Origin of the sequence: Hyalangium versicolor (genome assembly GCF_020103695.1) — a bacterium.
Lineage (GTDB): Bacteria > Myxococcota > Myxococcia > Myxococcales > Myxococcaceae > Hyalangium > Hyalangium versicolor.
Genome location: NZ_JAHXBF010000056.1, coordinates 15,202 through 34,647 on the forward strand (window position 1 = coordinate 15,202; position 19,446 = coordinate 34,647).

The window sequence follows — 19,446 nt, forward strand, 5'->3', positions numbered from 1 at the left end:
GGGAGCGGTCTTCCCGTGGCTCGGGGGCGCGGGGCTACTTGCTCGGAGTTGGGGCGTGCTCCGGCAGGATCCGCTCCTGCTTCAGCGTCTGCCAGAATGCGGAGGGGATGGGCTGACGCATCAGCTCCGCGTTCTGGCGCACGCGCTCGGCGTTCTTGGCGCCGGGGATGACCGAGGCCACCACGGGATGGGCGGCGCAGAACTGCAGGGCCGCCGCCCTGATGTCCACCCCGTGTTGCTTGCACAGCGCGGCGATCCGGTCACGCGCGGCCACGAGCTGAGGCGGGGCATCCGCGTACTCGAACTGGTTGCCGCCCGCGAGCAAGCCGGAGTTGTAGGGGCCTCCCACGACGACCTTCACGCCGCGCGAGGCGCAGGCGGGGAACAGCGTGTCGAGCGCGGTGAGATCCAACAGGCTGTAGCGGCCGGCGAGCAGGAACACATCGGGGTCCGACTGCTCCAGGGCTTTCTGGCAGGCCTCGACGCGGTTCACCCCCAGGCCCCAGGCGCGGATGACGCCCTCGTCGCGCAGACGGGTGAGCGCTTTCGCCGCGCCGTTCATCGCGGTGGCGAAGACTTCGGTCCAGGCCGAGCCGTGGTGATCCTCGGCCAGGTCATGGATGTAGACGATGTCGATGCGCCCCACCGCCATGCGGTGCAGGCTGTGCTCGATGGAGCGGAGGGTGCCGTCGGCGGAGTAGTCGAAGCTCGCCCGGAAGGGCAGGACGCCGAGGAAGGGCCCCAGGTTCTCGGGAGCCTTGGGATCGGGAGTCAGCATCCGGCCGACCTTGGTGGACAGGACGTAGTCATCCCGCTTGAAGCGGCGGAGCGCGTGGCCGAAGCGGTGCTCGGACAGACCGGCCCCGTACATGGGGGCCGTGTCGAAGTAGCGGATACCGGTCTCCCAGGCGGCGAGCAGCGCACCTTCGGCCGTTGCGTCGTCGACTCGGGCGAACATGTTGCCCAGGGGCGCACCGCCAAAACCCATGGGACCGGGGGGAACGAAGCGTTTCGATGTCTCGGGCATGGCGAAGAGCAGTACCGAAGGTCGCTGCCCTTCGCCACCCGATTGATGAGGCCGCTGTCGCTTAGTGCAAAGCGCCGTCGATGGCGCGCAGCAGGGACTGGTCGCTGGTGGTGCTCACGTCTCCGGCCAGCTCCCAGATCATGATTCCGCCGTACTGCTTGGACAGGGTCGCCTTGGAGCGGATCGTCGGCAGGCCGTTGTACGAGTACTGGGCGCCGTTGGCGTTGATCCAGTCCGAGCCCGAGGCGCTCGGGTAGTTGGCGAGGATGTCCTTGTAGAGCACGTACTTGCTGCTCACGCCGCCGCAGTTACCCCAGCAGTACCCGTAGAAGGGAACACCGAGCACCATCTTGTTCGCGGCCACGCCCTTGGCCGCGTAGTAGTTGAGCGCGGTCACGGCCTGCGAATAGCTCGAGTGATCGCCAGGGCCGGTCCAGGTGCCCGTGTTGTCGTAGGACATGATGGTGATGAAGTCGAACGAGCGCAGGGTGGTATCGGACATGCCGTACTGCATCCACTGCGAGACGGCGGCGGTGACGGGGAGCCCGCGCGGCCGAGCCTTCGCGATCAGCTTGGCGATGAACGTGTCATAGGTGGCCCCCATGCGGTCGGGCGCCTCCACGTCCACGTCGATGCCGTCCATGTTGTTCGCGACGACGAAGTTGATGATGCGGTCGACGAACGCGTCGACCTTGTCCGGCTGGTAGAAGGGAACGATCTGCCCGTCTCCGCCGCCGCCGCAGAGCGAGGGGAACACCTTCACGCCCTTGGCGTGGGCGGCGTTCACGAGCGTGGCGATGTCACTGCTGGACGCCAGCTGGAGGTTGCCGTTGGAATCGCCGAGGGCGAAGGCCAGGTACACGTGGGTGAGCTTGGAGAAGTCGACCTTGGTGGCCCAGCTCGCGTAGGAGCCGTACCAGTTGGGCAGATAGCCCACGACGCGTGTCTGCGGCTGCGTGGGTGGGGGAGTCGTCGAGCCCAGGCCGGAAATCGTCAGCCGCTCCCAAGGGCCGAGCGCGGCGCCATAGGCGAACACCGTGCCGCCGCCGCCGTTCTCCGCGGACACCCAGTTGCCGGTGGTGACGGTCTGGAGCCCGACGATGTCGCCATTGGCGATCGCGCCGCTGCCGCTCTCCTTGACGATGCGGAACGTCTCCCAGCCTTGGCGATTCGCGCTGGCGGCGTTCAGCGTGGAGCCGCCGCCGTTGGCGGCCTGGAAGTACTGCCCGGTGCCCGCGATGATGAAGATCTGATCGCCGCTCTCGAGCGATCCGCCGTTGATGTCATCGATCGTGAACTGCTCCCAGGCCTGGGCGACGGTGGCCGTGGCGATGACCGCGCCGCCGCCGTTGTTCTGGGCACCGATGAAGCGGCTGCCGAGCACCGTCTTGAAGCTCACGCCAGCGGTCTGAAGCGCACTGGAGGCGGCCTGCGGAGGACCTTCTTGTCCTTCAGGCGAGCTGTCAGCGGGAGCACATGCACTGGAGAGGAACAGAGCAGCGGATGCAGCGCGGAGGAACGGCATTGAATGTTTATGACGAAGCATGAATCCCTGCCTTTGCCGGAAGAACGGGAAAATCGACTTCACGGCTAGAGAGGCAGGAAGCGCTCGGATCGGGTTGCAGGAATCGACAAGCCTGCTTCGAGGATGTGGGTGGGAGTCGGGATCGTGGAGCCAGGTCCAGGGCGGCCTGCGCGCTCAGGAGCGGGGGCTGGAGACCTGCGAGCGGTCATGCGGGGGATCCTACGCCCAGTTCTTGAACGGACGATAAACCGCAGTCTTCGCCCAGGGGACCTGAGTCAGGCCAGCTCGCTCGCTACTCGAGGAGGCTCTCATGAGGGGAACTCGACAGAAAATGCATAATTCGCCGCCTCAGGGACCCTTTATGTTGAGAGTGGGTCCCACAAAGCGCTGAGCGGCAGATGCTTTGTGAATGAAGGACCCACCTCGAGCTGAGAAAACCAATCACGAGGTGAAACATGAAGAGTTTTGGGACAGCTGTTGTCTGTGTGGTCACTTGCGCTTTTTTCCTGGGAGCGTGTGGCCCCGCGACCGAAGGTGAGTCACCGGAGGGCGCTACGTCAGAAGTGCCTGCGTCGACGAAACCCGAGACGTCTGACACCATCGATCCGAGCGCGTCCGAAATCGCGGACCCCAGAGTCGTGTCTGCACAGGGAGTCATCGGAGACCTGGGCAGTCTTGTAGGCTCGCCTGTCGCGACCTACGGCGGCATCTCCACTGCTTCCAACCAGTGGTCGGTCAATTGTAACGGCGGGTCGTCGCGAGACATCGCCTACGTGTGGACGGTTCCTGCAACGGGCTCCTACAGCTTCACCACCAGCGGCTCGGACTTCGACACCGTGCTTCAGATCCGCAACTTCAAGGCCACTTCGGAGATCATGGGCTGCAACGATGATGCAGGAAGTGGTTTGCAGTCGAGAGTCAACCTTTCGGGACTGATCAGGGGCTCGGTATTGCTGATCATCATTGAAGGCTACGCTGGCGAGTATGGCAATGCCCGTTTGAACATCGTCAGGAACTGACCCTTGCTGGGGTGCTCCTCTGGAATGGATGTCTGCTCTGGAGGAGCACCGGAAGTTTACCGGGATTCCACCGAATCGTGACTCCGCCGATGCACCGAGCGGGATAACGAGTCCCACGCTTTCAGGTGGGAGGAAAACATGTGCCGGTGGATCTCTGTCAGGTGGGCAGTGGCTGCGTGCTTCGCACTCGTCGTGGGATGTGGACAGGACCATTTTGACGCAAGTGGCGAGCAGGCCGGCTACTCCCTCGGTGTACAGGGAGCGACGGGCACGCAGACCACGTCCTTCCAGGATGGGGTATCGCCTTCTTCGAGCTACGCGGGCACGCGCGATGCGATGATCGAGGAAGAGAACTCCGACACCAACCATGGCAGCGACACCAGCATCTCCGCGAGTGGCGATACACCCGCGGGCAGCGGCAACGAGAACTACATCCTCTTGAAGTGGGATGTGTCGAGCATCCCGGCGAATGCCATCGTCCGCTCCGCTTCGATCGTCGTCACGGTGTCCGACAAGGCGGACCAGAGCTACGACTTCTACGAACTGACGCGTGAATGGACCGAGAGCCAGGTCACCTGGAAGGAGGCGGACAGCAGCACCGACTGGGCCTCCAACGGCGCGGACGGCGCGGGCGACCGGAACACGGCCTCGCTGGGCTTCATCAAGGCCTCGGCCACCGGGACGTATACCGTCACGTTGAATGCCCAGGGGCTCGCAGCGGTGCAGAAGTGGGTGACGACTCCCTCCAGCAACCACGGTGTCATCATTGCCAACAAGGACAATGACAACCGGCTGGAGATCCGGTCGAGTGAGTACTCGACCAAGTCCTCACGTCCCAAGCTGACCGTGAGCTGGGAGGTGTCCAGCACGGATGGTGGCACGGGCGGTTCGGATGGCGGAACCACGCCTGTTCCCCCCGCGGGGACCTACAAGAGCACCTGTGACGGTTCAGGCGGAGTGGTGATCGACGATACCCACTTCCTGAACTTCGACGATGAGTCGCAGGCTGCGCGCATCTACACCCAGGGCAGTACTGCCTCCTCCGTGCAGAGCAAGGACTTGAGCAGCGCGCTGGGTCTCTCGTCCTCGGACGAGGCGGACTTCGAGGACGCCGCTCGCGTGGGCAACCGCATCTACGTGACGACCTCTCACGCGCGGAACAAGGACGGCGAACTGCAGACCTCCCGCTACAAGTTCTTCGCCATCGATGTCTCGGGGACGGTGCCCTCCGCTTCGCTCCAGGTCGCGGGAACGTACTCGAACCTGCTGAAGGACATGCTGGATGCGTCCAACTGGCTCAGCACGGACAGCTCGGTCATCTCGCTCCTGAACGAGCGCTCGCGGCTGTCGGAATCCACGGTGGCCGAGCTGGCCCCGAAGGAGAAGGGGACTAACATCGAGGGGATGGCGGCACTGCCCTCTGGCTCGCTGGTGCTGGGCTTCCGCAATCCACAAATCGGATCCAGCGCGCTGATGGTGACGTTGACCAACCCGGACGCCGTGGTGGGAGGGAGCAAGGCGAAGTTCGGCCAGGCGATCGCGGTGAACCTGGGGGGATATGGCATTCGGGGCATGGCCTGGTCCCCGGCCCACAACGCCGTGTTGCTCCTCAGCGGCCCGCGTGACGAGAGCAATGGGCCGTTCGCGCTCTGGAAGTGGAGCGGTGAGGCGAGCAGCGCGCCCGTGAAGGTGCTGGATCTGACCGCTCCGTCCGCTTCCGCCCCAGAGACAGTGATCCCTCATGCCGGAACGAAGGATGTGCAGATCCTCTTCGACATGGGGGAGCACCTCATCGGAGGGGAGATCTGCAAGGACGTGTCGACCTCCAGCCAGTACTTCAATGACGTGACCGTTCACGTCGATTGAGCGCGCCCCCGCAAGCCCCCTTCCACTGATAGTGGCCATATTGATGCACCTCTTGCAAACTTGCACTTGGTGCATTAATCTCCCTCTCGTTGCTTTGAGGGACACGCCAGGGCTGCCGTCAGGCAGCTGGAAGGGAGCACGGGTTCATGGGCTGGAAAATCACTGACATGCCTCGGATGGACGGGCGAATCGCCCTGGTCACCGGGGGAGCGAGCGGGATCGGGTTTCAGGTAGCGCGTGAGCTTGGAGCACGAGGCGCGCAGGTGGTGATCCTCGGCCGCGATGAGGCGAAGGGCGAGCAGGCTGTCGCCGAGCTACGCGCTACCGGAGGGGATTTCCGATTCGAACAGGTCGATCTCGCCTCGCTCGATTCGATCTCCGCGTTCGCTGCTCGGTGGAACGAGCGCCCGATCCACTTGTTGATCAACGTCGCCGGCGTGATGGCCTTGCCCGAGTTCGCCCGCACGGTTGATGGCTTCGAGATGCACATGGGCACCAACTTCCTTGGGCACTTCGCGCTCACTGGCCGCCTGCTGTCCGCGCTCCGTGCGGGGCAGGCCCGCGTCGTGACCGTGAGTGCGCTCGTCGGCCGTTGGAAGATGGCGCGGCTCGATCCTGACGACCTCCAGGGCGAGAACCAGGCGTACTCGCCGATGGGGGCGTACGCGCGGAGCAAGCTCGCGGACATCATGTTCGCCGTCGAACTCCAGCGGCGCTTCGCCGAGTTCGGCATCACGAGTGTGGCGGTCGATCCGGGCACGGCGGCGACAAATCTCCAGCGGCACGCTCGTGGAGCCACGAGGTCGGTCGGGATCTGGCTCTCGAACACGATCGGCTATCCGTTGGATCGCGTCGCGGAGAACGTTCTGTTCGCGGCGATCATGCCCGAGGTTGCGTCGACGACGCTCATCGGCCCCTCGTTCTTCGTGCAGCGCTGTGCGTCTCCGAAGGACGTCGGCCTTCCTCCGTTGGCGAAGGACTCCAGCGTGCGCGATGCCCTCTGGGCCCAGGCGGCGGCACTCACGGGAGTGAGATTCGGGAGCGGCGACGCCACGCGGCGCGCATGATTCTCGCGATTCACCTCTCCAGCGAGCGCGACAACCATGAAGAATCCTCCCCCGGATGACGCCGTCCCTGAAGGACGGCGGGAACGTAAAAGACGCGAGACGCGCCAGCGCATCGTGGACGCCGCGATGAAGCTGTTTCTCGATCGCGGCTACGAAGCGACGACCATGAACGACATCGCCGACGCGGCGGATGTGTCGCGTCGCAGCCTGTTCGACTATTTCCCGACGAAGGAAGACGTGCTGTTCGCCGGCCAGGACGACTTCATCCCCGCGCTCGTGGAGGAGATGCGGCAGCGGCCGAAGGGCGAGCCGTGGCCGGTGCTCGTCGAGCACGCGATGGCGCGCGCTATCGAGGACGCGGCGACACCAGAGAGCTTCGCCATCGAAGCGCTCGTGCAGCGGACTCCGTCCCTCCAACCGAGGCGGCAGCTCAAGTACATGCGGCTCGAGCAGGCGATCGGCGAAGCGTTGGCTGAGCGAGGCAATAGTGGCGAGGACCGCCAGCGCGCCGCGCTGCTGGCTGCCGTCGTCGTCGCGGGGTTTCGGCTCGCGGCGAGCGCTCCTGGAGACGCTCGGCTCTCCGAAGGTGTTCACCAGAGCGTCTCGCGAGACTTCCGCGGCTTCTGGCAAGCGCTGCGTGACTTCGGAGAAGAGGGGCTCGCGCCTCGCACCCCGAGCCCCGCGACGCTGCGGCGACGGGACACTCCGCGCAAGAAAGGCAACCCATGATCGATCTCGTTCAAGGCTATTACACGAGCGAGCGGCAGACCGCGCTGCTGGGGCTGGGGCTGGGGCTCGCACTTGCGTTCATCGGAGTGGTCCTCTGGCGGACGTCGATGTCCGTCTCGCTCGCGCGCGGCATGCCCTCAGTCAGGTCGAATCCGAGCCCTGATTGCCACGGCCAGCCTGGCCCGTTCGAGACTGGAGCGCTGGACAGCGTTCCAAAGCCCGTATCTGAGCAGTGCGGTTGAGCTACTTCCTGCCGGAGGTCTTGCCCGCCGTTGGCTTCCTCGCCGGAGACTTTCCTTTCGACGGCGCCTTCCTGGCCGTCAGCTTCTTCGCGGGAACCCGGGTGGTGGCCTTCTTGGCCGGAGTCTTCTGGGAGGCCGCCTTCTGGGGCACGGCTTTCTTCGTGGCGGTGCGGGTGCGCGAGGAGCCCTTCACGCGCTCATATTGGGCGACGTATTCGTCAACGCTCACCTTGGAGATGGCTTCGCCGACGAGTTCCACGGGCAGGTCGTCGAGCGACTTGAAGCGCACGCACGACTTGCCCATGTCGAGCTTCTTCCCCGTCGCCGCGTATGCCTTCTGGAACCAGGCGGACAGCTTCGGGTCGCCGTAGACGCTCATCAGATACACGCTCATGTACTGCTTCTGAGATGCGAGAGCGGCGAGCATGAGCGGCTGGCCGTTGTACGTGTCCGGGAAGCGGGTGAGCGGGATGCAATAGCCAATCATCCCGAAGTGAATCCCTTCCTCGTACCCCGCTGGGAGGTTCTTCAGGATTTCGCTTCGCACTGTCTCCAGGGCCTGACGGCGGTCGGTGGGGAGCGAGGCGAGATACTGGGCGACGGTGGTGGCGGGCATGGTGGCGCAGCATGCCATGAGCGCTCGCGTGAGCGCTCGGGGGGCTCTCGCCTATTTGGAGGGGTTCAGCGTATCCCAGTAGCTGTGCAGGCCGCGGATGTGGTTGCCGCCGTCCACGGCGAGGGTATCGCCGGTGATCCAGGAGGCATCCTCGCTGCAAAGGAACGAGACCACTCCGGCGACGTCCTCGGCGGTTCCACACTTCTTCCCAAGCGGAGTGTGGGCGAGGAACTCTTCCGCCATGCGTCCCCGAGTCAGGCCGACCCCATCCGCGAGAGGTGTGCTGATGACGCCTGGGGCCACGACGTTGACGCGGATGCCGTAGCGTCCGAGCTCCGAAGCGGCGACTTTCGAGAGGTTGGCAAGGCCGGCCTTGGAGGCACAGTAGTGGGCGAGCCCGTCCGTGACGGCCGTCTGGTTGAGCGAGGAGATGTTCACCACGGCCCCGGGTTGCTTCGCGGCGATGAGCGCCCGAGCAAAGGCCTTGAGGAACAGGAACGGGCCCTTCAGGTTCACATCCAGGACATGCTCGAAGTCTGCTTCGGGCATGTCGATGAGGGGGCAGAGGGTGGCCGTCCCGGCGTTGTTGATGAGGATGCCCGGTACGCCAAACTCCCGCGTGGCGGTCTCCAGTCCTCGCGCGATGTCGTCCGCGCGGCACACGTCCCCGGCGAATGGCACGGCGCGCACGCCTCCCTCCGCGGCGCGGTTGAGCTGCTCCGCGGCTGCCTCCACCTTCGCCTGGGTCCTGCCAAAGATGAGGACGTTGGCTCCGTCCCTCATCAAGCGCGATGCGATTCCAGTACCGATGCCCTGCGCGGCGCCCGTGACGATGGCGCTGGTCGAGATGAGCTTCATTGAATTCCTCCACTGAGCAGCGACGCGATGCGCGCGGCCGAGGTCCCCAGCCCCGTGGGGCCCCCAGGCACCCGCACGCGCTTCCGGGTGTTGCGCAACTCGAATTCCTTGTAGCGACCCACCGCGAGGTGCCACTTGAGCACTCCCCCCATCCACTGCTGCAGCTTCTCCACGTACCTGTGCAGCTTCTCGCGGGCCTTCGCGTCGAGGCGGTAATCCTCCACGAGCGCGGGCAGCTCGGTGGCGACGATGTGCTCGAACTCCTGCATCCGCGCCGTCATCAAGTCATTGACGACCTCGACGGCCCTCGGCTTGTCGAGGTCGAGGAAGCGCTGGACGACCAGCACGCCGTTGTTGAGCTCGCCCTCGAACTCAATCTCTTTCTGGTAGGAGAAGATGTCGTTGGTCATCCAGGCGTAGTCCCCGGCCGAGTTCTCCAGCGAGCGCAGGGGCCGCGTATGGAAGATCTCCGGCGGAATCTCGTCGTCCTGCGACAGCCGGAGGGACAGGCTCATGAAGAAGTCCGCGCCGAACGTCTTGCGGCGCATCTCCACGTAGTCGACCGGATCCGGGATGCGGTTCTGGAGCTGATTGGCGAGTTCCCACAACCAGCTCTCGGCCATGTCCAGGAGGGCCTTGCGGAACAGATTCCGAGCGCTCTGGGACAGGGGCCCGGCGGTGCGAGCCCACATGTCGGCCAGTCCGCGCTCGACCGGGTTGATGGGGACTGCCGTGCAGGTGGCGGGGTCGTCTGGCAGGAACGTCGCCAGCCGGGCGATGAAGACCTTCGCCCCCGCCATGTCGCGGGTGTGCCCGTAGAACGCGGGGAAGTAGTCGTCGGTGTAGGTTCCCCAGACGAGCCAGCCGACGGTCAGGTCGAGTTCGGGGCCCGACATGTCCGGGTGGATCAACGCGCCGCACAGGGCCATGTCGGCGACGTCGAACGTGTGATCATCCCAGATGTACACGCCCGGAAGGCCCGGCAGCGGGTCCAGCAACCCCATCTGGCGTGCCCAGTCCTTGGAGTGCTTCCGCGCGGCGTCCAGGTGCGAGTTCACACCCGTGTTGTACGGCATGTAGAACTTGGGCAGCTTCACCGGGCCCACGGGTGTGTAGGGCACGTGGGCGAAGCTCTTGAACCGCTTCAACCCCAGGGAATCGGGCGACACGCGGAGGCGCGCCGCCGAGGTCCCCAGACCCGTGGGCGCGAGCGGGAGCGGCCCCTCGTTCCGGGTGCCCTTGTTCATGTAGCGGCTCGACCGCATGTGCCATTCGTGGCCGCCGGACTGCCAGTCCTGAAGCCCGCGGATGTACGTGAGGACGTGCGCCTGCTCCACTGGGTTCACGCCGAACTCCGCGAAGAGCGAGGGCAGCTCCGTCAGCGTCGTGTTCTCGAACTGATGGAGCCGCGACGTCAGGAGATCGTTGGTCAGGTTGGCGGCGCGCTGGGTATCGACTTTGAGGAACTTCTCCATCACCAGGACGCAGTTGGAGAGTTCCCCCTCCTCCAGGATTTCTCGCTCGTAGGAGAAGAGATCGTTGCGCAGGTGCACGCCGTCGGAGAACGAGTCCTTGAGGACGCGCATCGGCCGGGATTCCGCGATCCGGTCGGGAATCTCCGCGAAGACGGCGTGCTCCACGAGATCCGCCGACCACGGCGCCCCGCCCACCTTGCGGCGCATCTCGATGTACTCGATGGGATTCGAGACCCGTTGCACGCTGATGTTGGACAGCTCCCACGTGGACTCCTCGAGCAGGTGCTTCGTGCTCGTGAAGAACCGGCGCCGCCAGGCCTCGGAGCGATGGGGCACCGTGCGCGCCCACAGGTCCGCGAGGCCGCGCTCCACGGGATTGGTCGGCTCCGGCGGAGTGACGGAGAGGTCCACCGGCATGAACGCGGGCAACCTGTCGAGGTACTTCTTCGCCCCCTCGCGATCCTTCGTGCGCTTGTACAGCTCGAGGAAATGGTCGTCGAAGTAGAAGACCCAGACGTACCAGTCGGTCACCAGGTCCAACTCAGGGCCCGGAGCCTCGGGATGGGTGTACGCGCAGAGCAGGGCGTAGTCCATGGCATCGAACCGGGCCTCGTCCCAGATCTCGGGGGCGCTCCCGTCCTTCGGCTTGCCGATGATTCCCAGCTCCCGCGCCCACGCCTTGGAGTGCACGCGGGCCCCTTCGAGGTTGGGATTCAGGCGCGCCGGCCAGGGGACGTAGAAGTCTGGCAATTGAAAAGGTTGCTTGGCTTGCGTTTTCACGAATTGCCTTCTGGGATGGGGCCTGCGTGCTGCGCGCGTGCGCTGAGCAACCGCTGTGCCAGCGCCCGCCGCGGGCCACAAGACTCGCAAGGAGGCGGAAACAGGCGTTCAGAACCCGCGCGAGGGCGAAGAGCTCAGGCCGCTAACGTGTCAAAGGGGCCGGCTGACATGTCAGCGGCTCGGTTGACGTGTCAGCGGGCTCGCTCGGATTTTTCCCGCCGGGCCGTGAGCAGGTCGCCTGCGACCTATATGCCCGCTCGAACGCCTCAGCCATCGCTTATCGTGGCTCACCGCTGCCCCCGACGCCGAGAGCCCACGCCGATGACGCCCATCCTCTACTTCTCCCGCAACCCCAACCCGCGCCTCGCCGTCGCGGTGGCGAAATACCTCGCTGCGCCTGTTACCTACGAGTTTGCCGCGCCGCTGGCGCCGGGGCAGGCCGAGAAGTTCCGGCCGCTGAACCCGTCGCTGCGCCTGCCCATCCTGGCCGAGGCCAGCGGCTCGCTGTGGGAGGCCGACGCCATCGCCTGTCGGCTTTCGCAGCTCGTCGGTTCGGAGTTCTGGCGCAGCGGGCCAGAACTGCCGGACATGATCCGCTGGCTCAGCTGGAGCCGCGACAACTTCATGCACGCCTGCGACATGGTGCACTTCGAGCGCGGCACCAAGCAGCGCTACGCCCTCGGCGCGCTGGACGAGGCCCTCGTCGCGCGCGGCATCGAGCGTTTCCACGAGACGAGCGCCATCCTCGACGCCCATCTGAGCCGGCAAGACTGGCTGCTGGCCAGCGGCCTGTCCTATGCCGACTTCCGCATGGCCGTCTTCCTGCCCTACAACGACGTGGCCCGACTGCCGCTGGTCGACTACCCCGCACTGGCGGCCTGGCATGCGCGGCTGCAGGCCGTGCCGGCCTGGGCCGACCCGTTCGAAGGGTTGAACGCGCCCGCGCTGCCGCCGATCCCCGGCTGAACCACGACATGAGGTGGCCCAGACGGGACGAGACGGGCTGGTACGAGCGCAAGGCAGGTGAGCGCCACCGATGTGTATGGTTGGTTACTCGATCGCCATCAGCGCGTGCACGCGATGTTCCGGGCTCTTGATGCCGGGGAGTCCCGTGACCTCGATCTCCGCCCAGTCCACCGTGCCGGTGAAGCGGTTGTTCCCTTCGAGGTCCGGGCACAAGGGGCCGCCAGTCTTGTTGCCGACCATCAGGAAGGCGTCCACGTTGAAGATCACCGGATTCGTCTTTTCGAGTTTGCCCAGGCCGATTTGGACGTCGCTCTCCCCGTCTTTTCGGAAGAGTTTCACCGTGCCGCCCTGGCCGGTCTCCTCACCGCCTTCGTACGTGAACTCCATGCGGACCTGGTACGTGCCCGACGGCAGCCGCGAATTCACGTTCGCCTGAGGGATGGTGGTGATCTCGAGCCCCAGGTAGTTGTAGACGTAAGTGAGGATTCCATTTTTGGCATAGAGGCCAAAGCCGCCAAAATCGTTGCCACGGGCGAGGATCACGCCGTTCACGGGCCCAGATAGATCGGCTGGCACGGTGATCTGTGCGGTGATATTGAAAGAGCGGTTGAAGGTGTCGATCACGACCGGGTCGGCAACGAAACTCCCGTCGACATACCTTTGCTTGCGGGACGGGTCCTGGGGCGGGGGCAGGCGCTCTATCTTTCGGTCGTCGAGGGGGAAGACGTTGTAACGGGCCGCCTCGATCTGAAAGAGGTTCTTCAGCTCCGCTAGCTTGTCTGGGTAGACTTGGGAGAGGTCTGTTGCCTGGGTCCAGTCCACCTGAGGCTTGTCCGAGCCTGTGTCTTCCGGATTGGCGTCATACGTGTAGTAGAGCTCCCACTTATCCTCTGCGTAGTCCGGTAGGTTGTACATCTGCCAGGGCTTCGAGTGGAGGGTGACGGCAGTCCAGCCTTCATGGTAGATGCCACGATTGCCAAACATCTCGAAGTACTGGGTCCTGTGGCGATCAGCCGCCTTGTCTTCATTGAACGTGTAGAAGAAGCTCAAACCCTCGATGGGTTTCTGCAGCACTCCGTCGACGCTCAACGGCTCCGGCAGCCCGATGGCTTCGAGGACCGTCGGAAGCACATCGGTCACGTAAGCGAACTGGTCTCGCCTGCCGGCGGCCACCTTGATGCCCTTTGGCCAATGGACAATCATGCCGTTGCGAGTGCCTCCGAAGTGGCTGGCGACTTGCTTGGTCCACTTATACGGCGTGCACATGGCCTGGGCCCAGCCGATGGCATAGTGATTATACGCTTTCTTGGTGCCGAACTCTTCGATGTGATTATTGATGATATCGATCTGTTCCTGCTCCGACATCTCGATGCCGTTGAAGCCGATCATCTCGTTGAAGGTGCCAAGGAACGTGCCTTCGGCGGAAGCTCCGTTGTCGCCGAGGATGTAGAAGATGAGCGTGTTCTCGAAGATCTTGAGAGTCTTGAGCGTCTCGATCACCCTGCCGATCTGGTGGTCGGTATGTTCGAGGAAGCCGGCGTAGATTTCCATCTCGCGCTTCAGGGAATCTTGGACCTCGGCCGGCATGTCTTTCCAGGGCAGAATGTCATCTTCGTGGGGAGTTGTCAGTTTCGCGTCCTGCGGGATGACGCCTAGCTCTTTTTGGCGCTCGAACGTGGCCTTGCGCAGCTCGTCCCAGCCGGCGTCGAATTCCCCTCTGTAGTTGTTACTCCACTCTTCCGGGACCTGGTGGGGGGCATGGGTCGCGCCTGGAGCGAAATACATGAAGAAGGGCTTGTCCGGAGCAAGGGACTTCTGAGTCTCAATCCACTTGATGGCCTGATTGGCGAGATCCGTGGTCAGGTGGTAGTCCCCACGTTCTGGCATTTCGATGTAAGTCGTTCCATCGTAGAGGGTAGGGTAGTACTGGTTGGTTTCGCCGCCCACGAAGCCATAGAACTTCTCGAACCCCATGTAGGTGGGCCAGTGGTCGAAGGGCCCCGTGGTGCCAGTTTCCCAGGTGGGCACCTCGTGGCACTTACCGAACTGAGCCGTCGAGTAGCCGTTGTACTTGAGTATCTTGGCGATCGAGGCGGCGCTGTTGGGGATCATCGAGGTGGCGCCAGGCGCCGAGGTCGCCATCTCGGTGATGCAACCCATGCCGACGGAGTGGGGGTTGCGGCCAGTCAGCAAGGCGGCGCGCGTCGGACTGCACAGAGCTGACGTATGGAAACGGGTGTACTTGAGGCCCCCCTTGGCGAGCGACTCGGCTGTCGGAGTCTTGATGGGCCCTCCGAAGGGTTCAGAGGCACCGAACCCCACATCGTCGATCAGGATGACGATGACGTTGGGGGCGCCCTCGGGCGGGCGGATCGGTAAGAGAGGAGGGAATTCAGGCTGCGGGTCCACGGCATTGTACTTCGTCGGGCCGACATAGGGACGGTCGGGGATCGGCAAGATTTCGCGTTTGGGAAGGTCTCGATCCAACGGCATTGATAACTCCTGACTATGGGTCAACCAAGAAAGAGGGAGATGGGTTGATGGCGGGGAAAGGCCTGGACCGCCAGCAGCCAGAGGAGGTGCCGAACTGTGCCTGCGGGGCCACTTCTACTCAGAGTTTCTGGTCATGGATATTGGACCTAGTGCTTACACAGCGCGGGCTCAGCCTTGGCCCAGCCGGTCCACAGTCCGGCTCGCTGCTTGATCCGGATCAGAACCAGACCCGATGAACATGCCTCCCATTGATCAGGGAGTGGGTTGCTGGTTGTCGTTCCAGGCTCGAGTCAGGAACATCCGGGTCAGAAGAAAGCCTTGAATCACGCCCGCGACGACGAAGTACACGATGATGGCGCTGGCAAAGGTCCGTGCTTCGGACACGCTTGCGCTCTGATCCGGGCGAACGACCGCACCGCTGGCGAAGAAGTCGCTCAGGCGCTGCAGGATGCCTCCCAGTGCGTGGAACTCGACGAGGCCGACTCCGATCAGGATCTTCGTCAGCCAGTCCGACAGCTTCTCGATGTTCGTGTTCGGCACGTAACGCGCGGCCTTCTCGACGCCCTGCTTCCTCTTCAGGTATCTGGGCACTCCGAAGATGAAGCCTATGAGCGCGCCGGTGGACAGGCAGGCCATGGCCCAGAGCGAGGACACGGAGTGATGCCAGGGAGCTATGGCGATCACGGCGAAGCCTGCGATGTTGGCCAGGAGCATGACCACGGCCACGATGAGAACGGGCGAGAGGCGCCAGGGTTCCTTGGGCTGTACAGCGCGCGGTGTCTGCGAGGTGCTTTCGTAGAGCCAGTGAATCCAAAGAAAAAGCAACAGATTGTGGAGGACAACGACGGTTCGCGAGAGCCAGGCGGGCAGCATCGTTCCGAGCAGATCCTGGATCGCTGCGGTATCCGTCAGCAGGAAGGCTACGAACGGCACCAAGGCGACCAGCAAGACGAGCTGACCCAGGAGAGCCATCTTGCGCCAGCGTGCAGAGAGTGTGAGCACCCCCAGCGCAATCTCCAGAGCGCCCGAGGCCGCGAACATGAAGTCACGAGAGGAGCCCAGGTATTCGGGCATTTGTTTACCGGCACTGCCCGGACTCGCGAAGTGCGCGACGCCATAGATGATCCAGACGAGAGCGATCAGCACCGGACTTGCATCCTCCAGCCACGTGAGGACTTTGCGGAATCGCTCGGAGCGCTTGTCCGGCTTCGTTGCGGAACTCAGGACGAACACCACGAGCCCGAACAGAACAAGTGGCGTGATGACGTAGGCCATGAACGAGCCCCCCTGATTGGCCTGGACATGATCACGGTAGCCTCCATGACCGGCTGGCTCAACCGCGCCATCAAAAGCCTGTTTGAAAAGAGAACCTATCAGCTTGGCGGGGCAGCCCTGCGGGCGGCAGCCATGAACCGAACTGGTATGACAGGCATACCCACTGGCTCAGACCACGCCCGGAAGGGATCCCTGGCTCACGGTGGGGTAGAGGTGGGGCGGCGGTGGGGAGGGTAAGCGGCCGTGTAGCAAGCGCCTTTCCACTCGTATGCGTCGTCCTTGCAGGGAGGCCGCGCATTGAGGAGGAACCAACACCCTCCCTTGATGGTCATCTCGCCAAACCTGTCGCAAGGGGGTTTACGCTGGCCCTCCAGGGGCTCATCGGGCACAGGCAGGGCGAGCTTTTTCTGTGTGGTCTCCGTCGGCGTGGGAGCCTGCATCGGGACAGGTCTTGAGATGGCGTCGTCACCCACGGATACACCTTCGCCCTCACGGGATTGCTTGTCAGAGATGCGCGAGGGCTCGTCCGGATCATGGTGGAACAACGCCACGCTGAGCCCTGCGAGCAGCAACGCCAGCAGAGAGCCTCCCAACTCCATGGTCCATCCGGGTGGGCGCACTCGAAGAGGCGTGAGCTCGGCCTGAGCCGCAAACTGCTTTTTCGACGCCGGTGGCTTGGGCTGTTGGCTCGCGGACGCGTCCTCTTGCGCGGCGCGACGGACCACCTCCGGGCTCCGCAAGCGCAGGCGGTGCCCGAGCCCCCAGTCGAACAGGGGTTCGTGTGCTGCACGAGCTGAGTCTGCGGAAGCTTGCACCAACGCCTCGGCTGCTTCGCGTGCATCGCCGTCGAAGCGGCCATCGGGGAGCACGGACAGCAGGCGAAGGATGAGCGAATCCAGTGCCGGGCTCACGTGAGGGTTGAGCGCCCGGGGAGGCTGAGGGCCGTTGCCTCCCTCTCGCCACACCTCGGCACCGTACTCCTGAGGATGGGTGGAAGGCGGGTACTCGTCCGTGACCAGGCGGTAGGCCATGACCCCCAGGGCGAACAGATCATCGCAAGCGCTGGCGGGGTAGTGGACGGTGGGGTGACGGCGGAACAGATAGAGGAAGCCCCAGGCCTCGGGGCTGCGATAGGCGGGAGTGCCTGGGGGCAGCAGCTTCGAGGTGAGGGTGGTGGCACCCCGATAGTCCCCCGCGCCAAAGTCGGTGAGGAAGACGCGGCCATCGGCAGGGCGCACCAGGACATTGGCGCCCTTGACGTCCCGGTGCAGGCCGCCGACGGCATGGGCGGCCTGGAGGGCCCGAGCCACGTGCGCCAGCATCCCCGCGCACTGGGCGGAGGAAGGGTTGCGACGCGCGGCCCACTCGTACAGGGGCTCGCCGTCGATCCAGTCCATGACGAGGTAGGGGAAGGCTCCGGAGGGGTGTTTCCACACGCCCTGATCGTGGAACCCGGGCACATATGGGCTTTGGATGCGAGAGAGGAGCCATGCCTCGCGCTCGAAGCGGTCATCCTCGGGAGACACGGCCAGTTTGAGGGCGAAGGGGCCTGCCTCTTCGTGTCCGATGCGGTGGACGCGGTAGAGGGTGCCGTAAGCGCCGCGGCCCGTCCAGGCGAGGATGCGCCAGGGACCGAGCTGCATTCCCGGTGGGAGGCTGAGCGGGTCCACTTCCCGCAAGGATCGCTTCGAGCCCATGGGCGTTCTCCGACGAGGGGCCATGACCGCACCCGATTGCGTCACCCTACCTCAGAGGTCCTCAGCACGCCTGCCGCACGTTGCCCTCGGCTCAAGTCAGCGTGACCACTGAATGCCCACTGGTGGGCACTGGGGCATCTCCTCATGACTGTCTTGGTAAAAAGCCCCGCCCCCTGGCGTACCAGGGTGGGCGGGGCCTTCACCGACAGGGCATGTCTACATCGTCTCCGACGTCAGTTCCTCTTCGGTCAGCTTGCGCCGAGGCTAGAGCTGGGAGATCAACGCCTCGGAGAGCGTGGGCACCTCCGCCAGGGGGATGCCCTGGAAGTCGATCAGCGTCTTGCCCTCGTGGGTGCGCATCTGCACGCGGACCGAAGAGCCCTTGGGGAAGCGGCTCATGATCGCCTGGAGGTAGCCGTCATAGAGCGCCCGGTCTGCCTCGGGAATCGGCTGGCTCGGGGTGGTCGAGCGCTGGTGGGCCAAGGCCTTGCGCAGCTCGTCCACGGAGCAGGCGGAGAACGGCTTGGGAGTTGTCTGGCCGTTCGAGTCCGGGACCAGGATGGGAGTGTCGCCGGGGGTGTCGCTGTTCACCTCGATCTTGGCCACCTTCTTGTAGGTGAGCAGGAGCTGGAGGCGAGTCATGCCGAACTGGGTGCACACGGCCTCGTTGAAGGCGCGTGCCACGGCGCCGTACAGGACCAGGGCGGTGCGCGACACCTCCTGGATGTTGCCGCAGATGAAGTCGACGGCGTTCTTGTACGGAGTGCCCTCCAGGAGGCTACTGTCCACCACGTAGATGTAGAGCAGCCCCATGCGGAGGTGGTTGCGAGTCTCGTCCTTGAGGAGCTCCATCATGGTGGCGAGCACCTGCTCGCGGTTGAGGCCCTTGTAGGGATTGGTGATCGAGGTATTGCTAGAAGACACGACTTGTTTTCCTTTCGGAATGGAGGTTTACGAGTTGGTCCGGACCGCCCGGCTCAGCCCTGTCATCGAGTGACGGCGGGGGGATTTGCAGGCGGCGGGCCACTGTCCTCAGTCCAGGAAAGACAAGGCTTTGCGAGCGAGCACCCCTCCACGCGCGAAGCGCCAGGAGTCCAGCAATAGAGACTCACAGTCCACGATCAGAGACTGACGTAGGGGCGCGCAATGGTGAAAGGGCGTGAGCAGTGGGTGCCCACTGGTGGGCACTGGGGCTCAGGTTCCGGGACCATGGGCGAGGCCATACTCGGCCCGGTGCTCTGCCCAACTGGAGGTCTTCCCGTGAAGGGGGCTCTCATCCACTGCCGAGAGGCCCCAATCCCCTGGCCCTTGAGTCATCTATGCTGAGAGGGCGACCCTGACGCTCGGCACCGGCACGCCTTCTCGGCAGGCCGCCATCCCGCCCCTCTTTGCGTAGAGTGGAGGGGTGATATTGGAGTGGAGCATGGCACGAGAGGACCGACTTGAGATTCTGCGCGCCCGCGTGGCGCGCACCTTTCAGAATGGCACAGTGGAGCTGATGACTGGGCGTTTGCGCGCCATCGTGGGGCCCATAGCGCATGAGGGACTTGTCCGCGAGGCGCTTGAGGCACTGCGCAACGATCAGATGCCGACGCCCCGACAGCACGCGGCGCTGGAGCAGGCGAGAATCCAGGTCCTTCTATTGGCGAGGGGGAGTACTGGGCTTGTCCCCCGTGGACGAGGAGCGTTCTAAGGAGCCGCGCAGGAATAAAGTTTCAGTTTGCGGGTGCCCGAGATCGTGCCCATCAATGTAGGCATGGACCTGGAGGAAGTCATCGCGGCGAAGTACCAAGCGCTTGAGAGCGGACTTA

Annotated in this window: 15 protein-coding genes; 6 read left to right on the plus strand and 9 right to left on the minus strand. The window is 64.3% G+C overall.

Features of this window, described 5'->3' with window-relative positions; translation table 11 throughout:
- Nucleotides 1-34: 34 nt before the first annotated feature.
- Together KY501_RS51900 and KY501_RS51905 are read right to left on the minus strand one after the other, a co-directional pair.
- Entirely contained in the window at nt 35-1,027 is a 993-nt protein-coding gene (locus KY501_RS51900) for an aldo/keto reductase (RefSeq protein WP_224373034.1), read from the minus strand.
- A 61-nt stretch (nt 1,028-1,088) separates the two neighbouring features.
- The gene (locus KY501_RS51905; RefSeq protein WP_224373035.1) at nt 1,089-2,426 is read right to left on the minus strand and encodes a glycosyl hydrolase family 18 protein; all 1,338 of its coding nucleotides are present in this window, start codon (nt 2,424-2,426) and stop codon (nt 1,089-1,091) included.
- 581 nt (nt 2,427-3,007) lie between these two features.
- Between KY501_RS51905 and KY501_RS51910 the strand changes: the two genes are divergently transcribed.
- The 5 genes from KY501_RS51910 to KY501_RS51930 all read left to right on the plus strand — a co-directional run bounded on the left by KY501_RS51910 (nt 3,008) and on the right by KY501_RS51930 (nt 7,475).
- Nucleotides 3,008-3,571, plus strand: coding sequence for a hypothetical protein (locus tag KY501_RS51910; protein ID WP_224373036.1), 564 nt, complete (start codon nt 3,008-3,010; stop codon nt 3,569-3,571).
- A gap of 168 nt (nt 3,572-3,739) precedes the next feature.
- Nucleotides 3,740-5,437: a DUF3616 domain-containing protein gene (locus tag KY501_RS51915; RefSeq protein ID WP_224373037.1), complete on the plus strand. Its 1,698-nt coding sequence runs from the start codon at nt 3,740-3,742 to the stop codon at nt 5,435-5,437.
- A gap of 146 nt (nt 5,438-5,583) precedes the next feature.
- Complete coding sequence (locus KY501_RS51920; RefSeq protein WP_224373038.1) at nt 5,584-6,504, plus strand: SDR family NAD(P)-dependent oxidoreductase; 921 nt, start codon at nt 5,584-5,586, stop codon at nt 6,502-6,504.
- 36 nt (nt 6,505-6,540) lie between these two features.
- A complete protein-coding gene (locus tag KY501_RS51925; RefSeq protein WP_224373039.1) occupies nt 6,541-7,233 on the plus strand; it encodes a TetR/AcrR family transcriptional regulator in 693 nt (230 codons plus the stop codon).
- Nucleotides 7,230-7,475 (plus strand): hypothetical protein, encoded by a 246-nt coding sequence (locus KY501_RS51930; RefSeq protein ID WP_224373040.1) that lies wholly within the window; start codon nt 7,230-7,232, stop codon nt 7,473-7,475. The genes KY501_RS51925 and KY501_RS51930 overlap by 4 nt, the downstream gene beginning before the upstream one ends.
- 1 nt (nt 7,476) lies before the next feature.
- Here the strand turns inward: KY501_RS51930 and KY501_RS51935 are convergent, their stop codons facing one another.
- Genes KY501_RS51935 through KY501_RS51945 form a run of 3 tightly spaced genes read right to left on the minus strand, consistent with a single transcriptional unit; the run spans nt 7,477 to nt 11,204 of the window.
- Nucleotides 7,477-8,109 (minus strand): DUF1801 domain-containing protein, encoded by a 633-nt coding sequence (locus KY501_RS51935; RefSeq protein ID WP_224373041.1) that lies wholly within the window; start codon nt 8,107-8,109, stop codon nt 7,477-7,479.
- Nucleotides 8,110-8,142: 33 nt separating this feature from the next.
- The gene (locus tag KY501_RS51940; protein ID WP_224373042.1) at nt 8,143-8,949 is read right to left on the minus strand and encodes an SDR family NAD(P)-dependent oxidoreductase; all 807 of its coding nucleotides are present in this window, start codon (nt 8,947-8,949) and stop codon (nt 8,143-8,145) included.
- Nucleotides 8,946-11,204, minus strand: coding sequence for a family 2 encapsulin nanocompartment cargo protein terpene cyclase (locus KY501_RS51945; RefSeq protein ID WP_309243070.1), 2,259 nt, complete (start codon nt 11,202-11,204; stop codon nt 8,946-8,948). Before KY501_RS51945 ends, KY501_RS51940 begins: the two co-directional genes overlap by 4 nt.
- A gap of 321 nt (nt 11,205-11,525) precedes the next feature.
- On the opposite strand from KY501_RS51945, the gene KY501_RS51950 reads away from it, so the two are divergent.
- Nucleotides 11,526-12,170 (plus strand): glutathione S-transferase family protein, encoded by a 645-nt coding sequence (locus KY501_RS51950; protein ID WP_224373043.1) that lies wholly within the window; start codon nt 11,526-11,528, stop codon nt 12,168-12,170.
- An 84-nt stretch (nt 12,171-12,254) separates the two neighbouring features.
- Here the strand turns inward: KY501_RS51950 and KY501_RS51955 are convergent, their stop codons facing one another.
- The 4 genes from KY501_RS51955 to KY501_RS51970 form a co-directional block, all read right to left on the minus strand.
- Nucleotides 12,255-14,663 (minus strand): arylsulfatase, encoded by a 2,409-nt coding sequence (locus KY501_RS51955; protein ID WP_224373044.1) that lies wholly within the window; start codon nt 14,661-14,663, stop codon nt 12,255-12,257.
- A gap of 252 nt (nt 14,664-14,915) precedes the next feature.
- Complete coding sequence (locus tag KY501_RS51960; protein WP_224373045.1) at nt 14,916-15,938, minus strand: DoxX-related protein; 1,023 nt, start codon at nt 15,936-15,938, stop codon at nt 14,916-14,918.
- 197 nt (nt 15,939-16,135) lie between these two features.
- Entirely contained in the window at nt 16,136-17,635 is a 1,500-nt protein-coding gene (locus KY501_RS51965; RefSeq protein WP_224373046.1) for a serine/threonine protein kinase, read from the minus strand.
- A gap of 264 nt (nt 17,636-17,899) precedes the next feature.
- A complete protein-coding gene (locus tag KY501_RS51970) occupies nt 17,900-18,559 on the minus strand; it encodes a hypothetical protein (protein ID WP_224373047.1) in 660 nt (219 codons plus the stop codon).
- Nucleotides 18,560-19,446 lie beyond the last annotated feature (887 nt).